Below are 16967 nucleotides of genomic sequence, written 5' to 3'. Positions count from 1 at the left end.
CACCTGCGGCGTGGTGGGCCGGGGTGCTCGACTGTCCCCGACCCGGCCCGCCGGAGGCCCAGGACCCCTAAGCTGGGGTCATGACCACCCACATCCTCGCCATGGGCGGCGGCGGATTCTCGATGTCGGGCCATGGCGCGCCGACGGCCCTCGACCGCCATCTGCTCGACCTGTCGGGAAAGTCCTCGCCGCTGGTGTGCTTCGCCCCGACGGCGGCCGCCGACGACCCGGTCTACGTCAACCGGTTCCTCGCCGCCTATTCCGCCCTGGGAGCACGGACCATGGTGCTCACCCTGTGGCAGGGCGCGGCCGAGTCGGTCACCCGGCTCCCCGAGGCCGACGTGGTCCTCGTCGGTGGCGGGTCGACGGTCAACCTCATGGCCCTGTGGCGGATGCACGGGGTCGACACCGCGCTGCGTCGGATGGCCACTCGCGACGAGGGAGTCGTCCTCGGTGGTATCTCGGCGGGGGCTTCCTGCTGGTTCAGCGGCTGCGTCACCGATGCCTTCGGCCCGTTGCGCGCCTGGCGAGGCGGGCTCGGCCTGCTCGACGGGTCCTTCTGCCCGCACTTCGACGGTGAGTCTGAGCGAGCCCCGGTCTATGCCCAGGCGGTGTCCGGCGGCGTTCTGCCTGCCGGCTATGCCGCCGACGACGGGGCTGCCGCCCACTTCGTCGATGGCACCTTCGTCGACGCCGTCGCCGAGGAACCCGGCCGGACCGTGAGCTTCGTCAGCCCGTCGATGGAGCCGACGTCGTCCGGAGTGCTGCGCGAGGAGCTGCCGGTCACCGTGCTGTGAGCGGGGCGGGGGCGAGGTCGATGAGTTCGTCACACCTCTCGCGCGCGGATGGGTCGTGAGTGGCGATGACGACTGTCGCGCCGTTCGCCGCCATTGCCGTGAGGTGATCGAGGACGACCTGCCCGTTGCTCGGGTCGAGCGCTCCGGTGGGTTCGTCGGCGAGGATGAGTCGCGGGGAGCGGACGAGGAGTCTGGCGACAGCCACCCGCTGTTGTTCTCCGCCCGACAGGACCGACACCGGTGTTCGCTGACGTCCTGGTAGCCCGACCGCCTCCAGGGCCGAGGCGATCAAGGCGCGGTCCGCGCGCCCGCGACCGTGATGGGGCGCGGCGACGGCGAGGTTGGAGGCGACGGTCGCGTCCTCCATGAGGGCGTAGTTCTGGAAGACGTAGCCCAGCACTCGTGCTCGCAGGGCCCGGCGCCGTCGCGCCGAGGTCGTGGTCAGGCAGATGTCGTCGAACCGTATCGACCCCGACGTCGGTTGCTCCAGGAGCCCGATGCAGTCCAGCAAGGTCGACTTGCCCGATCCGGATGGGCCGACGATACCGACAACGGAGCCGTCCGCGATGGTGGCGTCGATGCCCGACCACAGGGTGCGTGGCCCGAACGACTTGGTGAGCTGGTCGATGACGAGCATGGTCACATCCCTCGGTGTGCGGTACGAATGGCGGAGCGATGGACAATGGCGAGGGTGAGCGCGAACCCACCGGTCGTGAGGAGGACGAGAGCCAGCACCGGGATGAGGTCGAGACCGCTCACCAAGGGGGTCGACGCCGTCGGGGTCGGCAACCCGGCCATCTCGAGTTCCTGGGCACGATGTCGGGCCTTGACGGCCGCCACGACGGGGAGCCAGCCGACGATCACCATGAGGAGCACCGACTCGACGATGAGAAGACCTCGGTGCGTCGCGGTCATCGGCCAGCCACTGATGGTGCGAACGAACGTGCGCATGCGGTGGCGAGCGATGTGGGTGGAGGTCGCAGCGATGCCGGAGATGACGACGACCCCCCACGCGACGACGTCGGCCAGGGCGATGTCGTCACGTTCGGCACGTGTCTCGTCGGCGAGCTCACGGGCATGGATCGCCGCCGGCACGATGCTCTGGACATGGGCGGCCACCTGCGGGCGGGTGGCGAGGTCACGTCGGGCTGCATCCGGGTCGGTGACCAGGGCTTCTTGACGACGAAGGCTGGCGTAGCTTCCGAGGGTTCCGTTGGGGACGGCGACGACGACGGCGTCCCGGATCATGGCGGAGGACACATCGGACGAGGAGGTGGTCGGCGGCGGGCTGAGTGTGAAGACGGTGCGCCCATCGGGCACCTCGAGCGGGCGTGGCGTGCCCGATGGGGGCAGGAGATGATCGAGCCCGGAGATGACGGTCGAGGTGATGGCGGCCCGGTCGGCCCACAGGGCGGCTGGCAGGGCGACGATGACGCCCCCGGCGGGCACTTCGTGGCCCGGAAGCGGGTACCGACGAAGATAGGTGGTGTTGACGACGACGATGGGGTGCCCGGGCAGGATCTGCTGGTCGTCCCGATGAGCCACGAGGAGCAGGCCGAGCTGGTCGAGGTGCTTCATCCACTCGTCCTGGTGATGAAGTGCTGATTCCAGACTGGCTTGGTCGAAGGCATTGCCGAAGGTGATGACCGATGCCTTCCCCAGCGACTGCAATGGCGCCTGGCTCTCGTCCAGGTGCTGCACGTCCAGGCTGAGCACGATGACCTGCGACCCCAAGGCCAGGGCCGTGGCAACTGCCAGGCATCGCATGACATAGGAGGCTGTGACGATGTACCCGGCAGGGAGTCGACCCTTGAGCACGTCGAGAATGCGGGTGCCGCTGATGAGGGCAAGGGTGATGAGGTGCGTCGCCAGTCCAGCCGTGAGGAGAATCGTGGCGAAGACGGTGGTCTGCACCGCGAACCGTGTTGCGCCACCCGAGTGCACCAGAGCCAGCCACGTCATCGTGGCGCTGAGGCTGAGGACCCCGCTCGCCGCCCAGGTCACCATGGCCGGCCTCACCTGGGACCACAGGATCGACGAGGTCGACCAGCCGTGCAATCGTTGCACTCCCTGACGACGCGAATTCAGGACGGTGACGGCGATCGCGGTTGACATGACGACGAGAATGGCCGTGACGTTCACGGCGCGGGCGCCCGTGGAGTATGGCGTGAGTACCGGTGCGGGGTCGAGGTGAGTGACGAGGGTCCGCGCCCCGTGGTCGGCGAAGAACTGACACAGTGAGCGTTCATCGGCATGTCCGAAGAGCACCCACTCGCCATTGGGGCCGAGCAGGGCAGCTTCGGAGAGTGGTTTGATGCGGGTCGGGAGTGTGTGGGCAAATTGGTATCGGGAGCCGGGAAGGATCGGTGCTGACGGGTCATGCGCACTCAGATAGAGGTCTCGTCCGCCGCGCCGGCCCCGTGACATGTCGGGGGTGACGCGGGCGATCGTCGCGTGGTGGGCGCGTGCCCAGGTGTCGAGGTCGTCGTACAGCCTTGCCGGATCCGCTCCGCTCCACCCGCCGACCCGCACGTGAACCGTCGCAGTGAGTGGGTCGGATCGCGTCGTCTCGGCGAGGACCTGCCACGACAGGAGCGCACCCACGACCCACGTCAGAGCTAGCATCAATGCTGCGAGTCGGCGGGTCATGGGTGCCTCTCCCTGAGTCGTGAGGTAGCTTCGTCCGCGGGTGGTGGTCAGCGGCCTACGCGCCTCAATGATCGATCTTCAGCGATCCACGAAGTGAACAGCGGGTGGTGGGTCGCCGTGCGGCAGTCAGGACCCGCAGTGGTCCAGACCCCAATAGGCGTTGTCGGTGTGGCCGGCGGCCGGGTCGGCACGCTGAGAGTCACGCGACCAATGTGTTCGAGTCGCCTCATGGCAGGAGGATTCGCCCCAATAGTTGACGGTGCTCGAATGATGGTATCTCAGCGGGTGGAGGTAATTCGAATAGACTTGTGTGCCGCCGGCTGTCGTCCCATAGCTCCACAGGCCACCTCCTGCGGCGGTTGTGTCCGCGAATGCGGTCATTGAGGTGCACAGAACCAAGGAGATTCCGGCGACGGTGGAGACTGTTATTCTCTTGAAGGTCATGGTGTCTCTCCCTCTTTCCTTCTCTGGACAGTGGTCAAGAACTACTCGGGGCGGCCGCAAGATGATTTTCAAGCATAGGATGCATTGGGGGCAAGGTGCTTCGGACAATGTTCACCCAAAAGTTACGCGATATTCACCATTCCTGGTGGTGGGTGCCTTGGGCCCCACGTCCGTCAGGATGATGTGGCGGTGATGGCGCCGTCAGTCCTCGTGTCGTCCCGTCTCCGCCCCGAAGAGCACCTCGGTCATGAGCAGGTGCACCTGCTCCACCCGCGGGATGTCGGGCAGGGTGACCGGGTCCTCGGCCGCCGTCGTGAGGACGAGGGTGCCGCAGCCGAGCATCCGGTCGAGCAGGTCACGCTCGTACGTGACGTCGTTGATCCGCGACAGCGGCAGGTCGTGCCCGCGGCGCGTGATGATGCCGCGACGGGTGATGATCCGGCGATCGGTGATGGTGTAGGTCGTCGTCAACCAGCGCAGCCACGGCAGGACCGTCCCGAACAGGACGAGGGCCACGGCCACGACGACGACCGCCCACACCCCGGCCGGAGACCATCGCGGAGGCATGAACCCCAGGGCGACACCGGCCGCCGCAACCGTGACGAGCAGGACGAGCACCGGCACGACGAGCGCCTTGCCGTGGGTGCGGGTGTGGACGAGCTCGTGCTCCTCGGCGCCAAGCAGTGACTTCGACAACCCCATGGATCCCAGTGTTCCAGACGCCGGGACAACGCCCGCTGTCGGCGACGTAGCAGACGTAGCATGAGCCGGCGCCACCGTGGTGCGAGGAAGGTGGACATGAGCGAGGAGATCGACCCGGGAACCCGCGATGTCGGGACGACGACGGGAGGCCGCGGAATCGGCACCGGACTGCTCGTCGCCCTGGCCCTGCTCTCTGCGGCCGGGCCCCTGGGCACCGACATGCACCTGCCGACCTTCGTCCAGCTCACCGCCGATCTGCACACGACGGCGTCGATGACCCAGCTCACCCTCACCGCCTTCCTCATCGGCATGGGGGTGGGACAGCTGCTCGTGGGACCGGTCTCCGACGCCCGGGGACGCCGTCCGGTGCTCATCGTCGGGGCGGCGGCCTTCCTGGCGTCATCGGTGACGGCTGCCCTGGTGAGCTCGGTGTGGGCGCTCATCGCGGTGCGGCTGGTCATGGGGGCGGCGGGCGGCGTCGGGGTCGTGTGCTCGCGAGCCGTCATCTCCGATCGCGAGTCGGGCCGGGCCGCAGCTCGCGCCTTCTCACTCATGATGGCGATCCAGGGCGTCTGTCCGATCCTCGCCTCGGTGCTCGGTGGCCTGCTCGGCCCGGCGATCGGGTGGCGGGGGATCTTCGTCGTCCTGTCGGTCTTCAACCTGGCCATGCTCGTCGCGGCGATCGTCGTCGTCCCCGAGACCCTGCCGACACACGCCCGCTCCGGCGGCGGCATGAGGGCCCTGTGGCGCGGAATCGTCACGGCCTGCCGACGTCGTGCCTTCGTCGGGCTCACCGCCGTCTTCGCGGCCACCTTCAGGGTGCTCTTCTCGTACATCTCGGCCTCGCCGTACGTCCTCGAGGGGCAGTTCGGGCTGTCGTCGGGGGTGTACGCGGTCGTCTTCGCCTGCAACTCCGGCCTCATCGCCGTGGCCTCGATGGTCAACATGCGGTTGGTCGAGCGGTTCTCGCCCCGTCGCATCCTCCTGCTCAGCCTCGTCGTCATGGTCGCTGCCGCCGCGGTGCTGCTGGCGTCCGCGCTGCTGCGCCCGTCCCTGGCCGTCGTCCTGCCCATGCTCGCCGTCGTCGTCACCTGCTTCGGACTGGCCTCCGGCAACGCCACCGCACTGGGCGCCGAGGAGGTCCGCGACGTCGCCGGGGCCGGGTCGGGGGTCATGGGTGCGACCCAGTTCGCCATGGCCGGGCTCGTGTCACCGCTCGTCGGGATCGGGGCCGACCACGCCGTGTCCATGGGCATCGTCATGGTCAGCTGCGCGTCCGTGGCCCTGATCCTGCTCGTCACCGTGGCACGGGCGCCCCGGCCACTACGATGAGTCGGGTGACGTCGTACACGATCGGAATCATCGGCGGCGGGCAGCTGGCCCGCATGATGCACCAGGCCTCCATCGGGCTGGGGATCCACACCCGACTGCTGGCCACCGCACCCGATGAGTCAGCCGCCCAGGTCATGAACGACGTCGTCATCGGGTCGCACCTCGACCACGACGCCGTCCTGCGGTTCGCCCGCGGGTGCGACGCCGTCACCTTCGACCACGAGCACGTACCCACTGACCTGGTGCGGCAGATCGAGGACCTCGGGGTCGCGGTGCGCCCGGGAGCCGAGGCCCAGGTTCACGCCCAGGACAAGGTCGTCATGCGTGAGTTCATGGCTCGCGAGGGGTTCCCCAACCCCGCGTGGCAGGTGTGCGCCAGCCCCGAACACCTCGTCCTCTTCGCGCGCGACCACGGCTGGCCGGTCATCGCCAAGACCTCTCGCGGCGGGTACGACGGCAAGGGGGTGTGGAAGGTCGACGGACCCGACGAGGTCGCCGAGCCCTTCGAGGCCATGGGTGGGCTGGCCGACGGCAGCCAGCCGATCCGCATCCTCGCCGAGGAGTACGTCGACTTCACCCGTGAGCTGTCCGCCCTCGTCGTGCGCTCGCCATCCGGCCAGGGCGTCGCCTACCCGGTGAGCGAGTCGATCCAGCGTGACGGGATCTGCGTCGAGACGATCACCCCGGCCCCGGGGATGTCCGAGGAGCGGCAGACGCAGATTCAGGCCATGGCCCTGGACATCGCCGGTCGGCTCGGCGTCGTCGGGGTGCTGGCCGTCGAGCTCATGGAGCGTGCCGACGGGTCGGTCGTCGTCAACGAGCTGGCGATGAGGCCGCACAACACCGGCCACTGGACCATCGACGGGGCCTCGACGAGTCAGTTCGAGAACCATCTGCGGGCGGTTCTCGACCTTCCGCTGGGCGACCCCTCGCTCACCGCGCCGGTCGTCGTCATGGCCAACGTCCTGGGAGGGTCGGAGACCGACCTCACCGGGGCCCTGCAACACTGCTTCGCCCGGGACCCGGGCCTGCGCGTCGAGCTCTACGGCAAGCAGGTGCGGCCCGGTCGCAAGGTGGGTCACGTGACCTGCCTGGGGGACGACGTCGAGCAGGTCGCCCGACGCGCCCGACATGCCGCCGGATACCTCATGGGAGACCACGATGCCTGACAAGGACACGACGAAGGACGCCGAGACCCAGACGAGGACCTCGCGGTCGGGCTCGCCCCGGCGCGGGAAGGCTGCGAGCGGGAGGGCACGCCGGTCGGCCGGCCGGCCCGAGGTCGGGGCGAGGGTCTCCATCGTCATGGGGTCCGACTCGGACTGGCCGACGATGCAGCCCGCCGCCGAGGTGCTCACCGAGTTCGGCGTGCCCTTCGAGGCCGACGTCGTCTCGGCCCACCGGATGCCCGAGGAAATGGTCGCCTTCGGGCGGGCCGCCCACGAACGGGGGATCGAGGTCATCATCGCCGGGGCCGGTGGGGCGGCCCACCTGCCCGGGATGCTCGCGGCCCTCACCCCGCTGCCGGTCATCGGGGTGCCCGTGCCGCTGGCCCACCTGGACGGGATGGACTCGTTGCTGTCCATCGTCCAGATGCCCGGCGGGGTTCCGGTCGCCACGGTCGGGGTCGGCAACGCGAAGAACGCCGGACTGCTCGCCGTGCGCATCCTGGCCTCGGGGGACGCCGACCTCACCGGGAGGATGCTCGACTACCAGGCCCAGCTGCGTGACCGTGCGACGGCGAAGGGGGCCGTCGTCCGGGAGCACTCGCGCGTCTGATCGCCCCTGGGGTGAGCCGAGTCGGGCTTGAGCCGACCAGGACTGCCCCGGGCGCCAGCCCACCGCGACCACTCGGGGCGCCAGCCCACCATGGCCGCCCCGGGCGTCATCCCACGATGACTGCCCCGGGCGTCAGCCCACGATGACTGCCCCGGGCGCCAGCCCACGCTGACTGCCCCGGGCGCCAGCCCACGCTGACTGCAATGTGGCACAGGACGGCCGCGCGGACCTCGATGGCGCTGTCCGCGTCACGCTCGTGCCACATTGCGGTCACCGCGGTCGCAACGGGGATGCTGCGACCGCCGCGACCGCGTCGTGGCCCGGTCAGGACAACGGGGTGAAGGTCAACGACAGGTCGACCGGATGGGCGTAGAGCCGGTGCTCGAGCATCGGCTGCGGGCCGCAGGAGCTCACCCCGACCGGCCCGCCGGCCAGGTCGAGGGTGAGCCACAGCACATCGTCGGGCACGAGGTCGACGGTGTGCCGAGCCGCCGCCATCGCCGCGCTCGTCCAGGGTCGGTAGGCGAAGCCGGGCAGTGACCCGTCCGCGGTGCGCTCGGCGTCGATCCGGAGGCCCTGCTCGCCGCGCAGCTCGAGGACCGACAGGTCCATCCGGGCGCCGTTCTCCTGGGGGCGCACGTAGGGGGTCTGGAGCTCGGAGACGTCGGCGTCGAACCAGTCGTGCCACACTCCGGCCGACGAGTCGCGGTACGACTCGCCCGGGCCGAGCCCCAGCCAGCGCACCGAGCGCAGGTCGGTCGGCAGGCTCATCGTCACGCCGATGCGGGGGAGCATGAGGTCCCACCTGCCGACCGGCTCGACGTGCAGGTCGAGGTGCGCCCCGCCGTCGCGATCGGTCCAGCGCCACGTCGCGTCCATCCGTCGGGAGGCCGCCGCGGCCCAGGTCCGGGTGCGGACGACGAGGGTGTCGTCGACGAGCTCGACCTCCACCGGCTGGGTGACCATCCGATGCAGCCCGGCCCGGTGCTGCGGGTCGAGGATGCCGAAGGCCGCCAACGGGGACGAGTCGTTGTCGATGGGGGCACGGTAGAGGTCGATGACCGGGCTGCCGATGGTGATGTCGCCGAGGGCGGTGAGCTGGCCGCAGCGGTCGAAGCGAGCAGCCCCGACCTCGAAGCCGGATCGGACCCGGCGTGGTGGGTGGGTTGTCGCAACCGCCTGCACCTCTGTCGCGGTGCCGCGAAGGGGCGACAGGTCCACCTCGCCCCTGGCTGCAATGTGGCCCGCCGGCACTCCGGGGCGGTCGATGGCAGCCTCGGCGACGAGGTGGAGCCACATTGCGTCCTCGAGGCCGTCCGCCAGGTCCGTGAGAGGGATCCGGACCGACGCGGTGTCGCCCGGCTCGAGCCGTGGCACCTCGAGGTCGCTGCCGGTGCCTCCGAGCTCCCACCTGAACCTCAGGTCACCCAGACAGGTGATGTCGCGACGGTTCGTCACCTCGACGAGGACGCCGTCGCCCTCGACCCGTCCCCCCAGCCGTGCCGGGGCGATCTGTGCGGCGTACTCGACCAGCCCCGGGGAGGGGGTGCGGTCGGGCAGGAGCAGCCCGTCGCAGATGAAGTTGCCGTCGTGGAGCGGCTCGCCGAAGTCGCCGCCGTAGGCGAAGTACCGCTGCCCGTCCCGGTCGACCTCGATGCCCTGGTCGATCCATTCCCAGATGAACCCGCCGTGCATCCGGTCGCCGGTGCGGTCGGGGTCGAACCCGACGGCGAGGTAGTCGGACAGCTCGCCCGGGCCGTTGCCCATGGCGTGCCCGAACTCGCACATGAGGAAGGGGATCCCACGCTCGCGCCCGACCTGGGGGAAGGGCCCGGGCTCGCCGACGTGGACGAGCGAGTCCGGCAGCGGGTCGCGGTCGCGGATGGCCCGGACGCGCTCGACCGCGGGATACATCTCGCTCCACACATCGGCGATGGCGTGCTCCTTGTCACCCTCGTAGTGGGTGAACCGGTCGGGATCACGGTCCTTGACCCAGTCATTCATCCGCCGGACGCCCCCACCGGTGAACGACTCGTTGCCCATGGACCAGCCGATGATGCAGGGGTGGTTCTTGTCGCGCTCGACGGTGCGACGGATCCGGTTGTCGAGGCAGTCGTACCAGCGCGGGTCGCCCAAGGGATTGCCCGCCCAGCCCTCGACCTCGAAACCGTGGGTCTCCAGGTCGTTCTCGAGCAGCACCCACACCCCGTACTCGTCGCACAGGTCGAGGAACCGTGCGTCGGGCGGGTAATGGGAGGTGCGGACGGCATTGATGTTGTGGGACTTCATGAGATCGAGGTCGGCGCGCATCGTCGCCTCGTCGAGGGTGCGTCCGGTGCGCGGATGCCATTCGTGCCGGTTCACCCCGCGCAGGACGATCTTGTCGCCGTTGACGCTGATGACGCCGTCCTCGACCCGCACGGTTCGGAACCCGATCCGCAGGCTCACGGTCTCGGCGGGGGTGGAGACGGTGGCGTCGTAGAGCCGCGGGCTCTCGGCGGTCCACGGCTCGACGGACGCAATGTGGCAGATCTCGTCGGTGGGGGCCTCGATCCCGAGCTCGGGGATGCGAATCGTGCCACATTGCGGTCGATGATCCGCCGCGGTTCCGGTGGCAGGGACATCGGCGGCGTCGGTGCCGGTGGGAGAGGTACCGATGGGGGAGGAATCGGTGAGGTGGATATCGGCGGAGGGCGAGCTTGTGAGATCGACCCGAAGCGTCCCGGCGCCGGTCTTCTCGTCGTAGTCGGCGTGGACGAAGAGGTCGTCGATGCCGCCGACGGGGCGCGCCAGCAGGCTCACGCGGCGGAAGATCCCCGAGACCCACCACATGTCCTGGTCCTCGAGGAAGGTGGCGTCGGACCACTGGGACACCCGCACGGCCAGGAGGTTCGTGCCGGGGTGCAGGGCCGACGTGGCGTCGAACTCGCTGGTGAGGCGGGATCCCTTTGTCCAGCCCAGTTCGACCCCGTTGACCCACACCCGGGCGAACGAGTCGACCCCCTCGAAGCGCAGCAGCACCCGCTCGACCCCATCGTCGAGGAACCCCTCGGGCAGGTCGAAGGTGCGCCGGTACTCACCGGTGGGGTTCTCGGTCGGCACGCTCACCGGCTCGTCGGGGCGGGGCAGGGCGATGGGGAAGGTGACGTTGAGATACGCGGGCTGCCCGTAGGGAGCCTCCCCTCCCGGGTCGACCATCTGCCAGCAGGACGGGACCTCGATCTCGTCGAAACCGGAGGGGTCGAAATGTGGCTCCTGGAACCCCTCGGTGGCCTCGTGGAGGCCCCGGACCCACCGGAACTGCCACACTCCGGACAGGTCGAGGACCGGTGCGTCGCTCGTCAGGTGGGCGCGGGGTGGGACGGGGCCGCTCCACGGCTGGAGATTCGTGAGGTCGGGGTCGGTGAGCGCGACGTCGGGCATGGGGAGATCCTAGGGCCGCCCGGCCGTTCCTCGGCAGGTGGGCGCGAACGATGTGCACGTTCACGGCCCCGCTGCTGCACGGTTGCCCAGGCAACCTCCGTGGGGACCGGCGCAGGCCACCACGGCGTGGAGGCGAGCGGACACCGCCTCCAGCGGGGACCGGTCGGGCCTACTTGACGAACTGGTCGGCCTTCGAGGTGTCCCCGGTGCGGATCATGTCGAACATCTGCGCGGCCTTCGTGGTGTTCCACAGCACCGACGAACCGGCGGCGGTCGTCGCATCGGCGTTCGAGATGGGCACCGTGAGCTTGACCCCGTTCGATCCCGTCACCGCCATGAGCCCCCGCAGGGTCGTGACCGAGGTCGCCAAGGACGTGTCATCGCCTCGGCGCACCGCCGTCGCACCGGCGTTGATGACCTTCCAGTACCGCACCGGATTGATGAAGGTCCACGGGGACGCCGCCTTCTTGGCCACCTGGGAGGCCACCTGCTGCTGCCTCTTGACCCGGCCCAGGTCACCCAGCGGATCGGCCTTGCGCATCCTGACGTAGCCCAGGGCCTTGATCCCGTCGAGGTTCTGGCAGCCGGCGGGCAGATCGGTGTGCGAGTCCTTGTCCTTCATGGCCTTGTCGAGGCAGATGTCGACCCCGCCGACGGCGTCGACCATGTTGACGAACCCGTCGAACCCGATCTCCATGTACCCGTCGAGCCGGATGCCGGTGTTCTGCTCGACGGTCTGCACCAGCAGCGGTGCCCCGCCGATGGCGTAGGCGGCGTTGAGCTTGTTGTGGCCGTGTCCCGGGATGGGCAGGTAGGAGTCGCGGGGCAGCGAGATGAGCAGTGACCGGCCCGACGGAGGCTTGTAGAGGATGAGCATGGTGTCGGTGCGTGACCCGGTTTCGGTGCCGGTGCCGAGTTGCTTCTGCTGCTGGGCGGTGAGGTTGTCCCGGCGGTCGGTGCCGACGAGGAGGACGGCGGTCCCCGGTTGGCTGGACGGGCGGTCACCCGACGGGGTGTCGGCCACGGTCTGCGACCGGGTCAACGCGATGAGCGGGACGACGAGCAGCCAGACGACCCAGGCGACGAGGAGGGTGAGGACGACCCGCGGCCAGCGCCTCCGACGACGTGGCGCGCCGCCGGGTCGGCGGGTGGGACGGCGGTCGTCGTGTGGTGGACGGGGCGGGGCGGACGCCGCCCGGCCCGACCTCCCCGGCGGTGCGCCGACGGCGGCCCGCCCACCGTCCGTCCGTCCCGAGGATCGCACGGACTGCCGCCCCGACCTGAGAGCCCCGGCCGAACCGACCTCCCGGGACTCTCCCCGACCCCGGTCGTGGACCGCCTCGTCCCGGCCGGAGGGTCGCCGCGAGGGCTGGTCGTCATGCCCACCGGCGCGCCCGGACCCGGCCGCTGAGGGGGACGACCCGCCGTAGAGCCAGTCGAAGTCGGCCTGGCGCGACTTCTCGTCGCGGGGCCTGTGCTTGTCCTGTCGGGGACTGGACGGGTCCGGTCGTCGATTCGGCATGGGCCCACCGTAGCCGTCGTTCCCATGACCGACCCGGGTGCCACGAGCGGGGGCTCATCGGCAGAACTGGCACAATGGCGGCCATGGTCCGTCACATCGCCCCTCCGGTCAGCGTCATCATGCCGGTGCGCGACGAGGAGCGGTACCTGGCCCAGTCGGTCGCCGGAATCGTCAACCAGGGCTACCCCGGGGAGCTCGAGATCATCCTCGTCGTCGCCCCGGGCACCGATCGTTCCGAGCAGATCGCCGCCGAGCTGGCCGAACGGGATCCGCGGATCACCGTCGTCCCGAATCCGGCCGGCACGACGCCGCGGGCCCTCAACCTCGGTGTCGCGGCGAGCCGGTTCGACATCGTCGTGCGGGTCGACGCCCACGGCGAGCTCGGCCCCGACTACATCGGCACGGCGGTCGAGCTCCTCGAGCGGACCGGGGCGGCCAACGTCGGCGGGATCATGGACGCCAAGGGGGAGACGCCGTTCGAGCAGGCCGTCGCCGTCGCCTACACCTCGAGGCTGGGGCTCGGTGGGGCGTCCTTCCACCTCGGTGACTCTCCCGAGGGACCGGCCGACACGGTCTTCCTCGGTGTCTTCCGCAAGGCCGCCCTCGAGGAGGTCGGCGGGTTCGACCCCACCTTCGACCGGGCCCAGGACTGGGAGCTCAACTACCGGTTGCGTCGGGCGGGGCACACGGTGTGGTTCAGCCCGCGGCTGCGGGTCGTCTACCGGCCCCGCTCGAGCGTCGGTGCCCTCGGCCGGCAGTTCTTCCGCACCGGCCAGTGGCGTCGCGAGGTCATGCGCCACCACCACGACTCGGTGAGCCTGCGATACCTCGTCGCCCCGGCCACGGTCGCGGCCTGCGCGACCGGTGTGGTCCTGGGGACGGCGGGGGCCGCGCGCAGCGTCGTCACCGGACGCGCCAGCCGGCTGCTCGGTGGCTTCCTCGTCCCGGTCGGCTACGGTGTCGCGATGATCGCCGGGGCGGCGTCGATGCGCCGACCCATGCCGACGCCGGTGCGCGCACGGTTGCCGCTCGTCCTGTCGGTCATGCACATGTGTTGGGGTGCCGGGTTCCTCGTCGGACTGCATCCCCACGCCGCCGATCCGTCCTGACTCCGGACAGTCCTGACCGGTCCCTCCGGACCGGTGCCTCCTGACGCTGGCCCGACCCGCTCAGCCCGGACGCCGCGCCCCCTCGGCGCGGGCCAGATCGTAGACCGAGCCGTCCGCGGGCCCGTCGAGCAGGACCAGCGACCCGCCACCGAGCAGGCATCCGGCCAGCGTGCCGGCGACGACGGCAGGGGCGGGGCGGTCGAGGAGCACCCGATCGGCGATGGGTGACGGGCCCACGGCCCCTGGCGCCCACCACGGTTCGCCGGTCGGCCCGGCCGGCGGCAGGGCGTCGGGCATGGCGAGACAGTCGGCGTGGTCGAGGGCGCCGGGGGCCGGATGGGCGCAGGGCCGACCGAGGGCGTCGAGGGAGCACTGGACGAACAGCGCGGTCGGTGCGGCCCGGCCGGCGGCGTCATCGGGGCCGGTGACGACGACGTCGAGCGTGCCGGGGTCGACGCGGGCGTCGGTGGCCAGCACCGGGGTCCAGCCCGCCCACCAGCACGACAGGAGCCAGACCGCACCGACCCAGTGTCCCGGGCGGTCCCCGAGCACCGGCAGCCCGATCCTCGCCGGTGCGACGACGCCCTCGTCGGCGAGGAGCTGGACGGTCTTGGCGACCCAGGTCATCGTCGTCGTCCCGGACAGCTCGACCCGGTCGGGTCCGTGCACCCAGGTGAGCAGTGGGCGAGGGTCGGCCGAACGGGACCTCATCGCGTCGGTGAGTGAGCGGGCGTCGGGCGTCGGGCCGGGGCGGGAGGAGCCAGGCAGGGACGGCATCATGGGCCCATCATGCCCTGCGGGATCGTGCCGGGCCCGGCACACCGTCCCGCCCATAGGTCCCTGCGCGGCACGGCGGCGCGAGAACTGTCACAGCCGGTCGTTAGCCTGAATCCATGCGACACGTGCTCATCATCGCCGGCGGATCCGGAACTCGGCTGTGGCCCCTGTCGAGGCAGGGCGAGCCCAAGCAGCTGCTCGAACTCATCGACGGGGTGAGTCTGCTGCGGATGTCCTACGAGCGCGTCCAGGGGCTGGTCCCTGACGAGAACATCCTCGTGTGCACCGGTGCCGCCTACGCCGACACGGTCGCCGCCCTCCTGCCCGAGATCCCCGCCGAGAACATCCTCGGCGAGCCCGTCGGGCGCGACTCCCTCAATGCCGTCGCCTGGCCGGCAGGGGTCATCGCGGCCAAGGATCCACAGGCAGTCGTCGCCACCGTCACGGCCGATCACGTCATCCGGCCGGTGCGCGACTTCCGTGCCGCCCTCGACCGTGGGTTCGCCCTCGCCGAGACCGATCCGACGGCGCTGGTGACCTTCGGCGTCATCCCCACCGAGCCGAACACCGGCTTCGGCTACCTCCATCGCGGGGCACCGGTGCCCGAGGGGCACGGAGCCTGCGAGGTCGCCGAGTTCGTCGAGAAGCCCGGGCCGGCACTGGCCCGGCAGTACTTCGAGTCCGGTGACTACTGGTGGAACTCCGGCATGTTCGTGTGGCGTGCCAGCACTCTGCTCGACGTGCTGTCGGCCCTGCGTCCTGCCACCCGTGCGAAGGTCGACGAGCTCGTCGCCGACCCGGCCAGCTTGGCACGGGTGTACCCGCAGCTGGAGAAGATCTCGGTCGACTTCGCCGTCATGGAGCCGGTGTCCCAGGGCCGCACCTCGTGCCACGTCGTCGCGGTGCCCCTCGACATCCAGTGGTACGACGTCGGTTCCTTCGAGTCGCTGGCGCCACACCTTCCCGACGACGGCCACGGCAACCACGTCACCGGGCTCACCGCGAGTCTGGACGCCGATGGGAACCTCCTCATCAACCGACGGGAGGACGCCGTCCTGGCCGTCGCCGGACTGCACGGGATGGCCGTCGTGACGACGGATCGCGCCACCCTCGTCGTGCCCCTGTCGGACAGCCAGAAGGTCAAGCAGCTCGTCGCCCTGGTGGCCGAGCAGCTCGGGGGGAGATACGCATGAGTCCGATGATGTCGCGGCTCAAGCAGGCTCGCGAACCCATCGCCTGGGCCATGACCGTCCTGTGCGCCGGGTTCACAGTGGTCTTCCTCGTCGACCTGTGCTGGTCACTGGGACACGACCACGCCAGTCTCTTCGAGACGGCCCGGCGACTCTCGGGCGGGTCCCTGGGGCTGGCCCCGCTCATCGTCCTCGTCGCCGCGGTGCTGTGGTGTCGGCTCCAGGCCCCGCCGAGCCCACGGGCGCGGCTGGTGGCGCGGGTCGCAGCCTGGGTGGTCGCCGTCGGTGCCACCTTCGACCTCGTCCTGGCCTTCCTGGCCCTCGTCCACGCCCCGGGAGGGGCGCTGGGGGTCGGACTGGGCCTGGTGGGTTCGCTGCTGGCCGTCGGGGTCAAGGTCGTCGCCATCGTCAGCCTCACCATGGTGAGTCGGGCCTCGTCGGGTGAGGCCGAGGAGGCGGGGGCCGGGCCCCAGCCCGAGCCGGCCGCCGTCGGGACGGGAACGGTCGGCGACCCGGCGTCCACACCGGGCGTCGAGTCGGGTGCGGCCGAGGTGGCGCCGGTCGAGCCGGGATCGGGGGAGGAGCCCTCGGCCGACGTGGAGGTGCCGGCGGTCTGGTCGGCCGACACCGCCCGGGGAGCCTCCTGGGCCCGGGCCGGTGACGCCGCATCGGGAGCGGCGGCGGAGGGCTGGGGAAGCGCCAAGGGTGCCCCCGGAGGGGCGACCGAGACGTGGGCGGACCCGTGGGAGGCCGTCGAGCATGCCGTGCGGGGCTCCGAGGGGTCCGGTCAGGAGCTCGGGAGGCGGCCTGGCCAGGGCTGATCCGTGGTGCGAGGAAGTTCACATGTGAGGGTCGCGCGGCGAACCACAGTCGTGTAACTTTGGCCCCGTGCGGATGACCGCGCAGTCCACTTCCCCAAGGAGTTCTGCCATGAACGACTTCCTCACGGTGCTCACCGGCGTCGACACCGAGGAGTTCTCCTGGCAGGAGCGCGCCCTCTGCGCCCAGACCGACCCGGAGGCCTTCTTCCCGGAGAAGGGTGGGTCGACCCGCGAGGCCAAGCGGATCTGCGAGTCCTGCGAGGTGCGGGACGCCTGCCTGGCCTATGCCCTCGAGAACGACGAGCGTTTCGGCATCTGGGGTGGCATGTCCGAGATGGAGCGCCGCCGGTTGCGTCGTCGCGCCTGAGCGACGCATCTGACACCGTCGCGCCTGAGCGACGCATCTGACACTGTCGCGCCTG

At 70.4% G+C, this 16967-nt stretch carries 15 protein-coding genes; 8 read left to right on the top strand and 7 right to left on the bottom strand.

Going from position 1 to position 16967, the window contains the following annotated elements; genetic code table 11:
• The first annotated feature begins 80 nt into the window (after window positions 1–80).
• A complete protein-coding gene (locus E0E30_RS08835) occupies window positions 81–797 on the top strand; it encodes a Type 1 glutamine amidotransferase-like domain-containing protein (protein ID WP_130865950.1) in 717 nt (238 codons plus the stop codon).
• Here the strand turns inward: E0E30_RS08835 and E0E30_RS08830 are convergent.
• From E0E30_RS08830 to E0E30_RS08815, 4 genes are all read right to left on the bottom strand, one after another.
• A complete protein-coding gene (locus E0E30_RS08830) occupies window positions 784–1434 on the bottom strand; it encodes an ABC transporter ATP-binding protein (protein WP_130865949.1) in 651 nt (216 codons plus the stop codon). The two genes, E0E30_RS08835 and E0E30_RS08830, sit on opposite strands and share 14 nt — an antisense overlap.
• Window positions 1435–1436: 2 nt before the next feature.
• Window positions 1437–3422 carry a hypothetical protein gene (locus E0E30_RS08825; RefSeq protein WP_130865948.1) on the bottom strand — a complete coding sequence of 662 codons (1986 nt, stop codon included), beginning with the start codon at window positions 3420–3422 and terminating at the stop codon, window positions 1437–1439.
• A gap of 150 nt (window positions 3423–3572) precedes the next feature.
• The gene (locus tag E0E30_RS13920) at window positions 3573–3827 is read right to left on the bottom strand and encodes a lactococcin 972 family bacteriocin (protein WP_411914027.1); all 255 of its coding nucleotides are present in this window, start codon (window positions 3825–3827) and stop codon (window positions 3573–3575) included.
• Between the two features lie 264 nt (window positions 3828–4091).
• On the bottom strand, window positions 4092–4592 hold the full coding sequence (locus E0E30_RS08815; RefSeq protein ID WP_130865946.1) for a PH domain-containing protein: 501 nt from the start codon (window positions 4590–4592) through the stop codon (window positions 4092–4094).
• A 96-nt stretch (window positions 4593–4688) separates the two neighbouring features.
• On the opposite strand from E0E30_RS08815, the gene E0E30_RS08810 reads away from it, so the two are divergent.
• Genes E0E30_RS08810 through purE form a run of 3 tightly spaced genes read left to right on the top strand, consistent with a single transcriptional unit; the run spans window position 4689 to window position 7703 of the window.
• Window positions 4689–5924, top strand: a complete 1236-nt coding sequence (locus E0E30_RS08810; RefSeq protein WP_130865945.1) for a multidrug effflux MFS transporter — start codon at window positions 4689–4691, stop codon at window positions 5922–5924.
• Window positions 5921–7093, top strand: a complete 1173-nt coding sequence (locus E0E30_RS08805) for a 5-(carboxyamino)imidazole ribonucleotide synthase (protein ID WP_130865944.1) — start codon at window positions 5921–5923, stop codon at window positions 7091–7093. The genes E0E30_RS08810 and E0E30_RS08805 overlap by 4 nt, the downstream gene beginning before the upstream one ends.
• Window positions 7086–7703, top strand: a complete 618-nt coding sequence (gene purE, locus E0E30_RS08800; protein WP_130865943.1) for a 5-(carboxyamino)imidazole ribonucleotide mutase — start codon at window positions 7086–7088, stop codon at window positions 7701–7703. Before E0E30_RS08805 ends, purE begins: the two co-directional genes overlap by 8 nt.
• A gap of 324 nt (window positions 7704–8027) precedes the next feature.
• On the opposite strand, the gene E0E30_RS08795 is transcribed toward purE, so the two are convergent.
• Window positions 8028–11126, bottom strand: a complete 3099-nt coding sequence (locus E0E30_RS08795; protein WP_130865942.1) for a glycoside hydrolase family 2 TIM barrel-domain containing protein — start codon at window positions 11124–11126, stop codon at window positions 8028–8030.
• 169 nt (window positions 11127–11295) lie between these two features.
• Window positions 11296–12648: an LCP family protein gene (locus E0E30_RS08790; RefSeq protein WP_130865941.1), complete on the bottom strand. Its 1353-nt coding sequence runs from the start codon at window positions 12646–12648 to the stop codon at window positions 11296–11298.
• An 83-nt stretch (window positions 12649–12731) separates the two neighbouring features.
• Between E0E30_RS08790 and E0E30_RS08785 the strand changes: the two genes are divergently transcribed.
• Window positions 12732–13757: a glycosyltransferase family 2 protein gene (locus E0E30_RS08785; RefSeq protein WP_130865940.1), complete on the top strand. Its 1026-nt coding sequence runs from the start codon at window positions 12732–12734 to the stop codon at window positions 13755–13757.
• Window positions 13758–13817: 60 nt separating this feature from the next.
• Here E0E30_RS08785 and E0E30_RS13490 read toward each other — a convergent pair whose 3' ends face one another.
• Window positions 13818–14537: a TIGR03089 family protein gene (locus E0E30_RS13490; protein ID WP_210115809.1), complete on the bottom strand. Its 720-nt coding sequence runs from the start codon at window positions 14535–14537 to the stop codon at window positions 13818–13820.
• 113 nt (window positions 14538–14650) lie between these two features.
• On the opposite strand from E0E30_RS13490, the gene E0E30_RS08775 reads away from it, so the two are divergent.
• From E0E30_RS08775 to E0E30_RS08765, 3 genes are all read left to right on the top strand, one after another.
• Window positions 14651–15727 (top strand): mannose-1-phosphate guanylyltransferase, encoded by a 1077-nt coding sequence (locus E0E30_RS08775; RefSeq protein ID WP_130865939.1) that lies wholly within the window; start codon window positions 14651–14653, stop codon window positions 15725–15727.
• A complete protein-coding gene (locus E0E30_RS08770; protein ID WP_130865938.1) occupies window positions 15724–16545 on the top strand; it encodes a hypothetical protein in 822 nt (273 codons plus the stop codon). The genes E0E30_RS08775 and E0E30_RS08770 overlap by 4 nt, the downstream gene beginning before the upstream one ends.
• 109 nt (window positions 16546–16654) lie before the next feature.
• Complete coding sequence (locus E0E30_RS08765) at window positions 16655–16912, top strand: WhiB family transcriptional regulator (RefSeq protein WP_130865937.1); 258 nt, start codon at window positions 16655–16657, stop codon at window positions 16910–16912.
• Window positions 16913–16967 lie beyond the last annotated feature (55 nt).

Source organism: Acidipropionibacterium timonense (genome assembly GCF_900605005.1).
Taxonomy (GTDB): domain Bacteria; phylum Actinomycetota; class Actinomycetes; order Propionibacteriales; family Propionibacteriaceae; genus Cutibacterium; species Cutibacterium timonense.
The sequence above is the reverse complement of the archived record's forward strand: the minus strand, read 5'-3'. Positions and strand labels throughout refer to the sequence as shown.

Bases quoted from the DNA above. Each gene is read 5' to 3' on its own strand.
- E0E30_RS08770 (WP_130865938.1), top strand. From the start codon at position 15,724: ATGAGTCCGATGATGTCGCGGCTCAAGCAGGCTCGCGAACCCATCGCC.
- E0E30_RS08830 (WP_130865949.1), bottom strand. From the start codon at position 1,434: ATGCTCGTCATCGACCAGCTCACCAAGTCGTTCGGGCCACGCACCCTG.
- E0E30_RS08835 (WP_130865950.1), top strand. From the start codon at position 81: ATGACCACCCACATCCTCGCCATGGGCGGCGGCGGATTCTCGATGTCG.
- E0E30_RS08815 (WP_130865946.1), bottom strand. From the start codon at position 4,592: ATGGGGTTGTCGAAGTCACTGCTTGGCGCCGAGGAGCACGAGCTCGTC.
- E0E30_RS08825 (WP_130865948.1), bottom strand. From the start codon at position 3,422: ATGCTAGCTCTGACGTGGGTCGTGGGTGCGCTCCTGTCGTGGCAGGTC.
- E0E30_RS08810 (WP_130865945.1), top strand. From the start codon at position 4,689: ATGAGCGAGGAGATCGACCCGGGAACCCGCGATGTCGGGACGACGACG.
- E0E30_RS08775 (WP_130865939.1), top strand. From the start codon at position 14,651: ATGCGACACGTGCTCATCATCGCCGGCGGATCCGGAACTCGGCTGTGG.
- E0E30_RS08805 (WP_130865944.1), top strand. From the start codon at position 5,921: ATGAGTCGGGTGACGTCGTACACGATCGGAATCATCGGCGGCGGGCAG.
- purE (WP_130865943.1), top strand. From the start codon at position 7,086: ATGCCTGACAAGGACACGACGAAGGACGCCGAGACCCAGACGAGGACC.
- E0E30_RS13490 (WP_210115809.1), bottom strand. From the start codon at position 14,537: ATGATGCCGTCCCTGCCTGGCTCCTCCCGCCCCGGCCCGACGCCCGAC.
- E0E30_RS13920 (WP_411914027.1), bottom strand. From the start codon at position 3,827: ATGACCGCATTCGCGGACACAACCGCCGCAGGAGGTGGCCTGTGGAGC.
- E0E30_RS08795 (WP_130865942.1), bottom strand. From the start codon at position 11,126: ATGCCCGACGTCGCGCTCACCGACCCCGACCTCACGAATCTCCAGCCG.
- E0E30_RS08765 (WP_130865937.1), top strand. From the start codon at position 16,655: ATGAACGACTTCCTCACGGTGCTCACCGGCGTCGACACCGAGGAGTTC.
- E0E30_RS08785 (WP_130865940.1), top strand. From the start codon at position 12,732: ATGGTCCGTCACATCGCCCCTCCGGTCAGCGTCATCATGCCGGTGCGC.
- E0E30_RS08790 (WP_130865941.1), bottom strand. From the start codon at position 12,648: ATGCCGAATCGACGACCGGACCCGTCCAGTCCCCGACAGGACAAGCAC.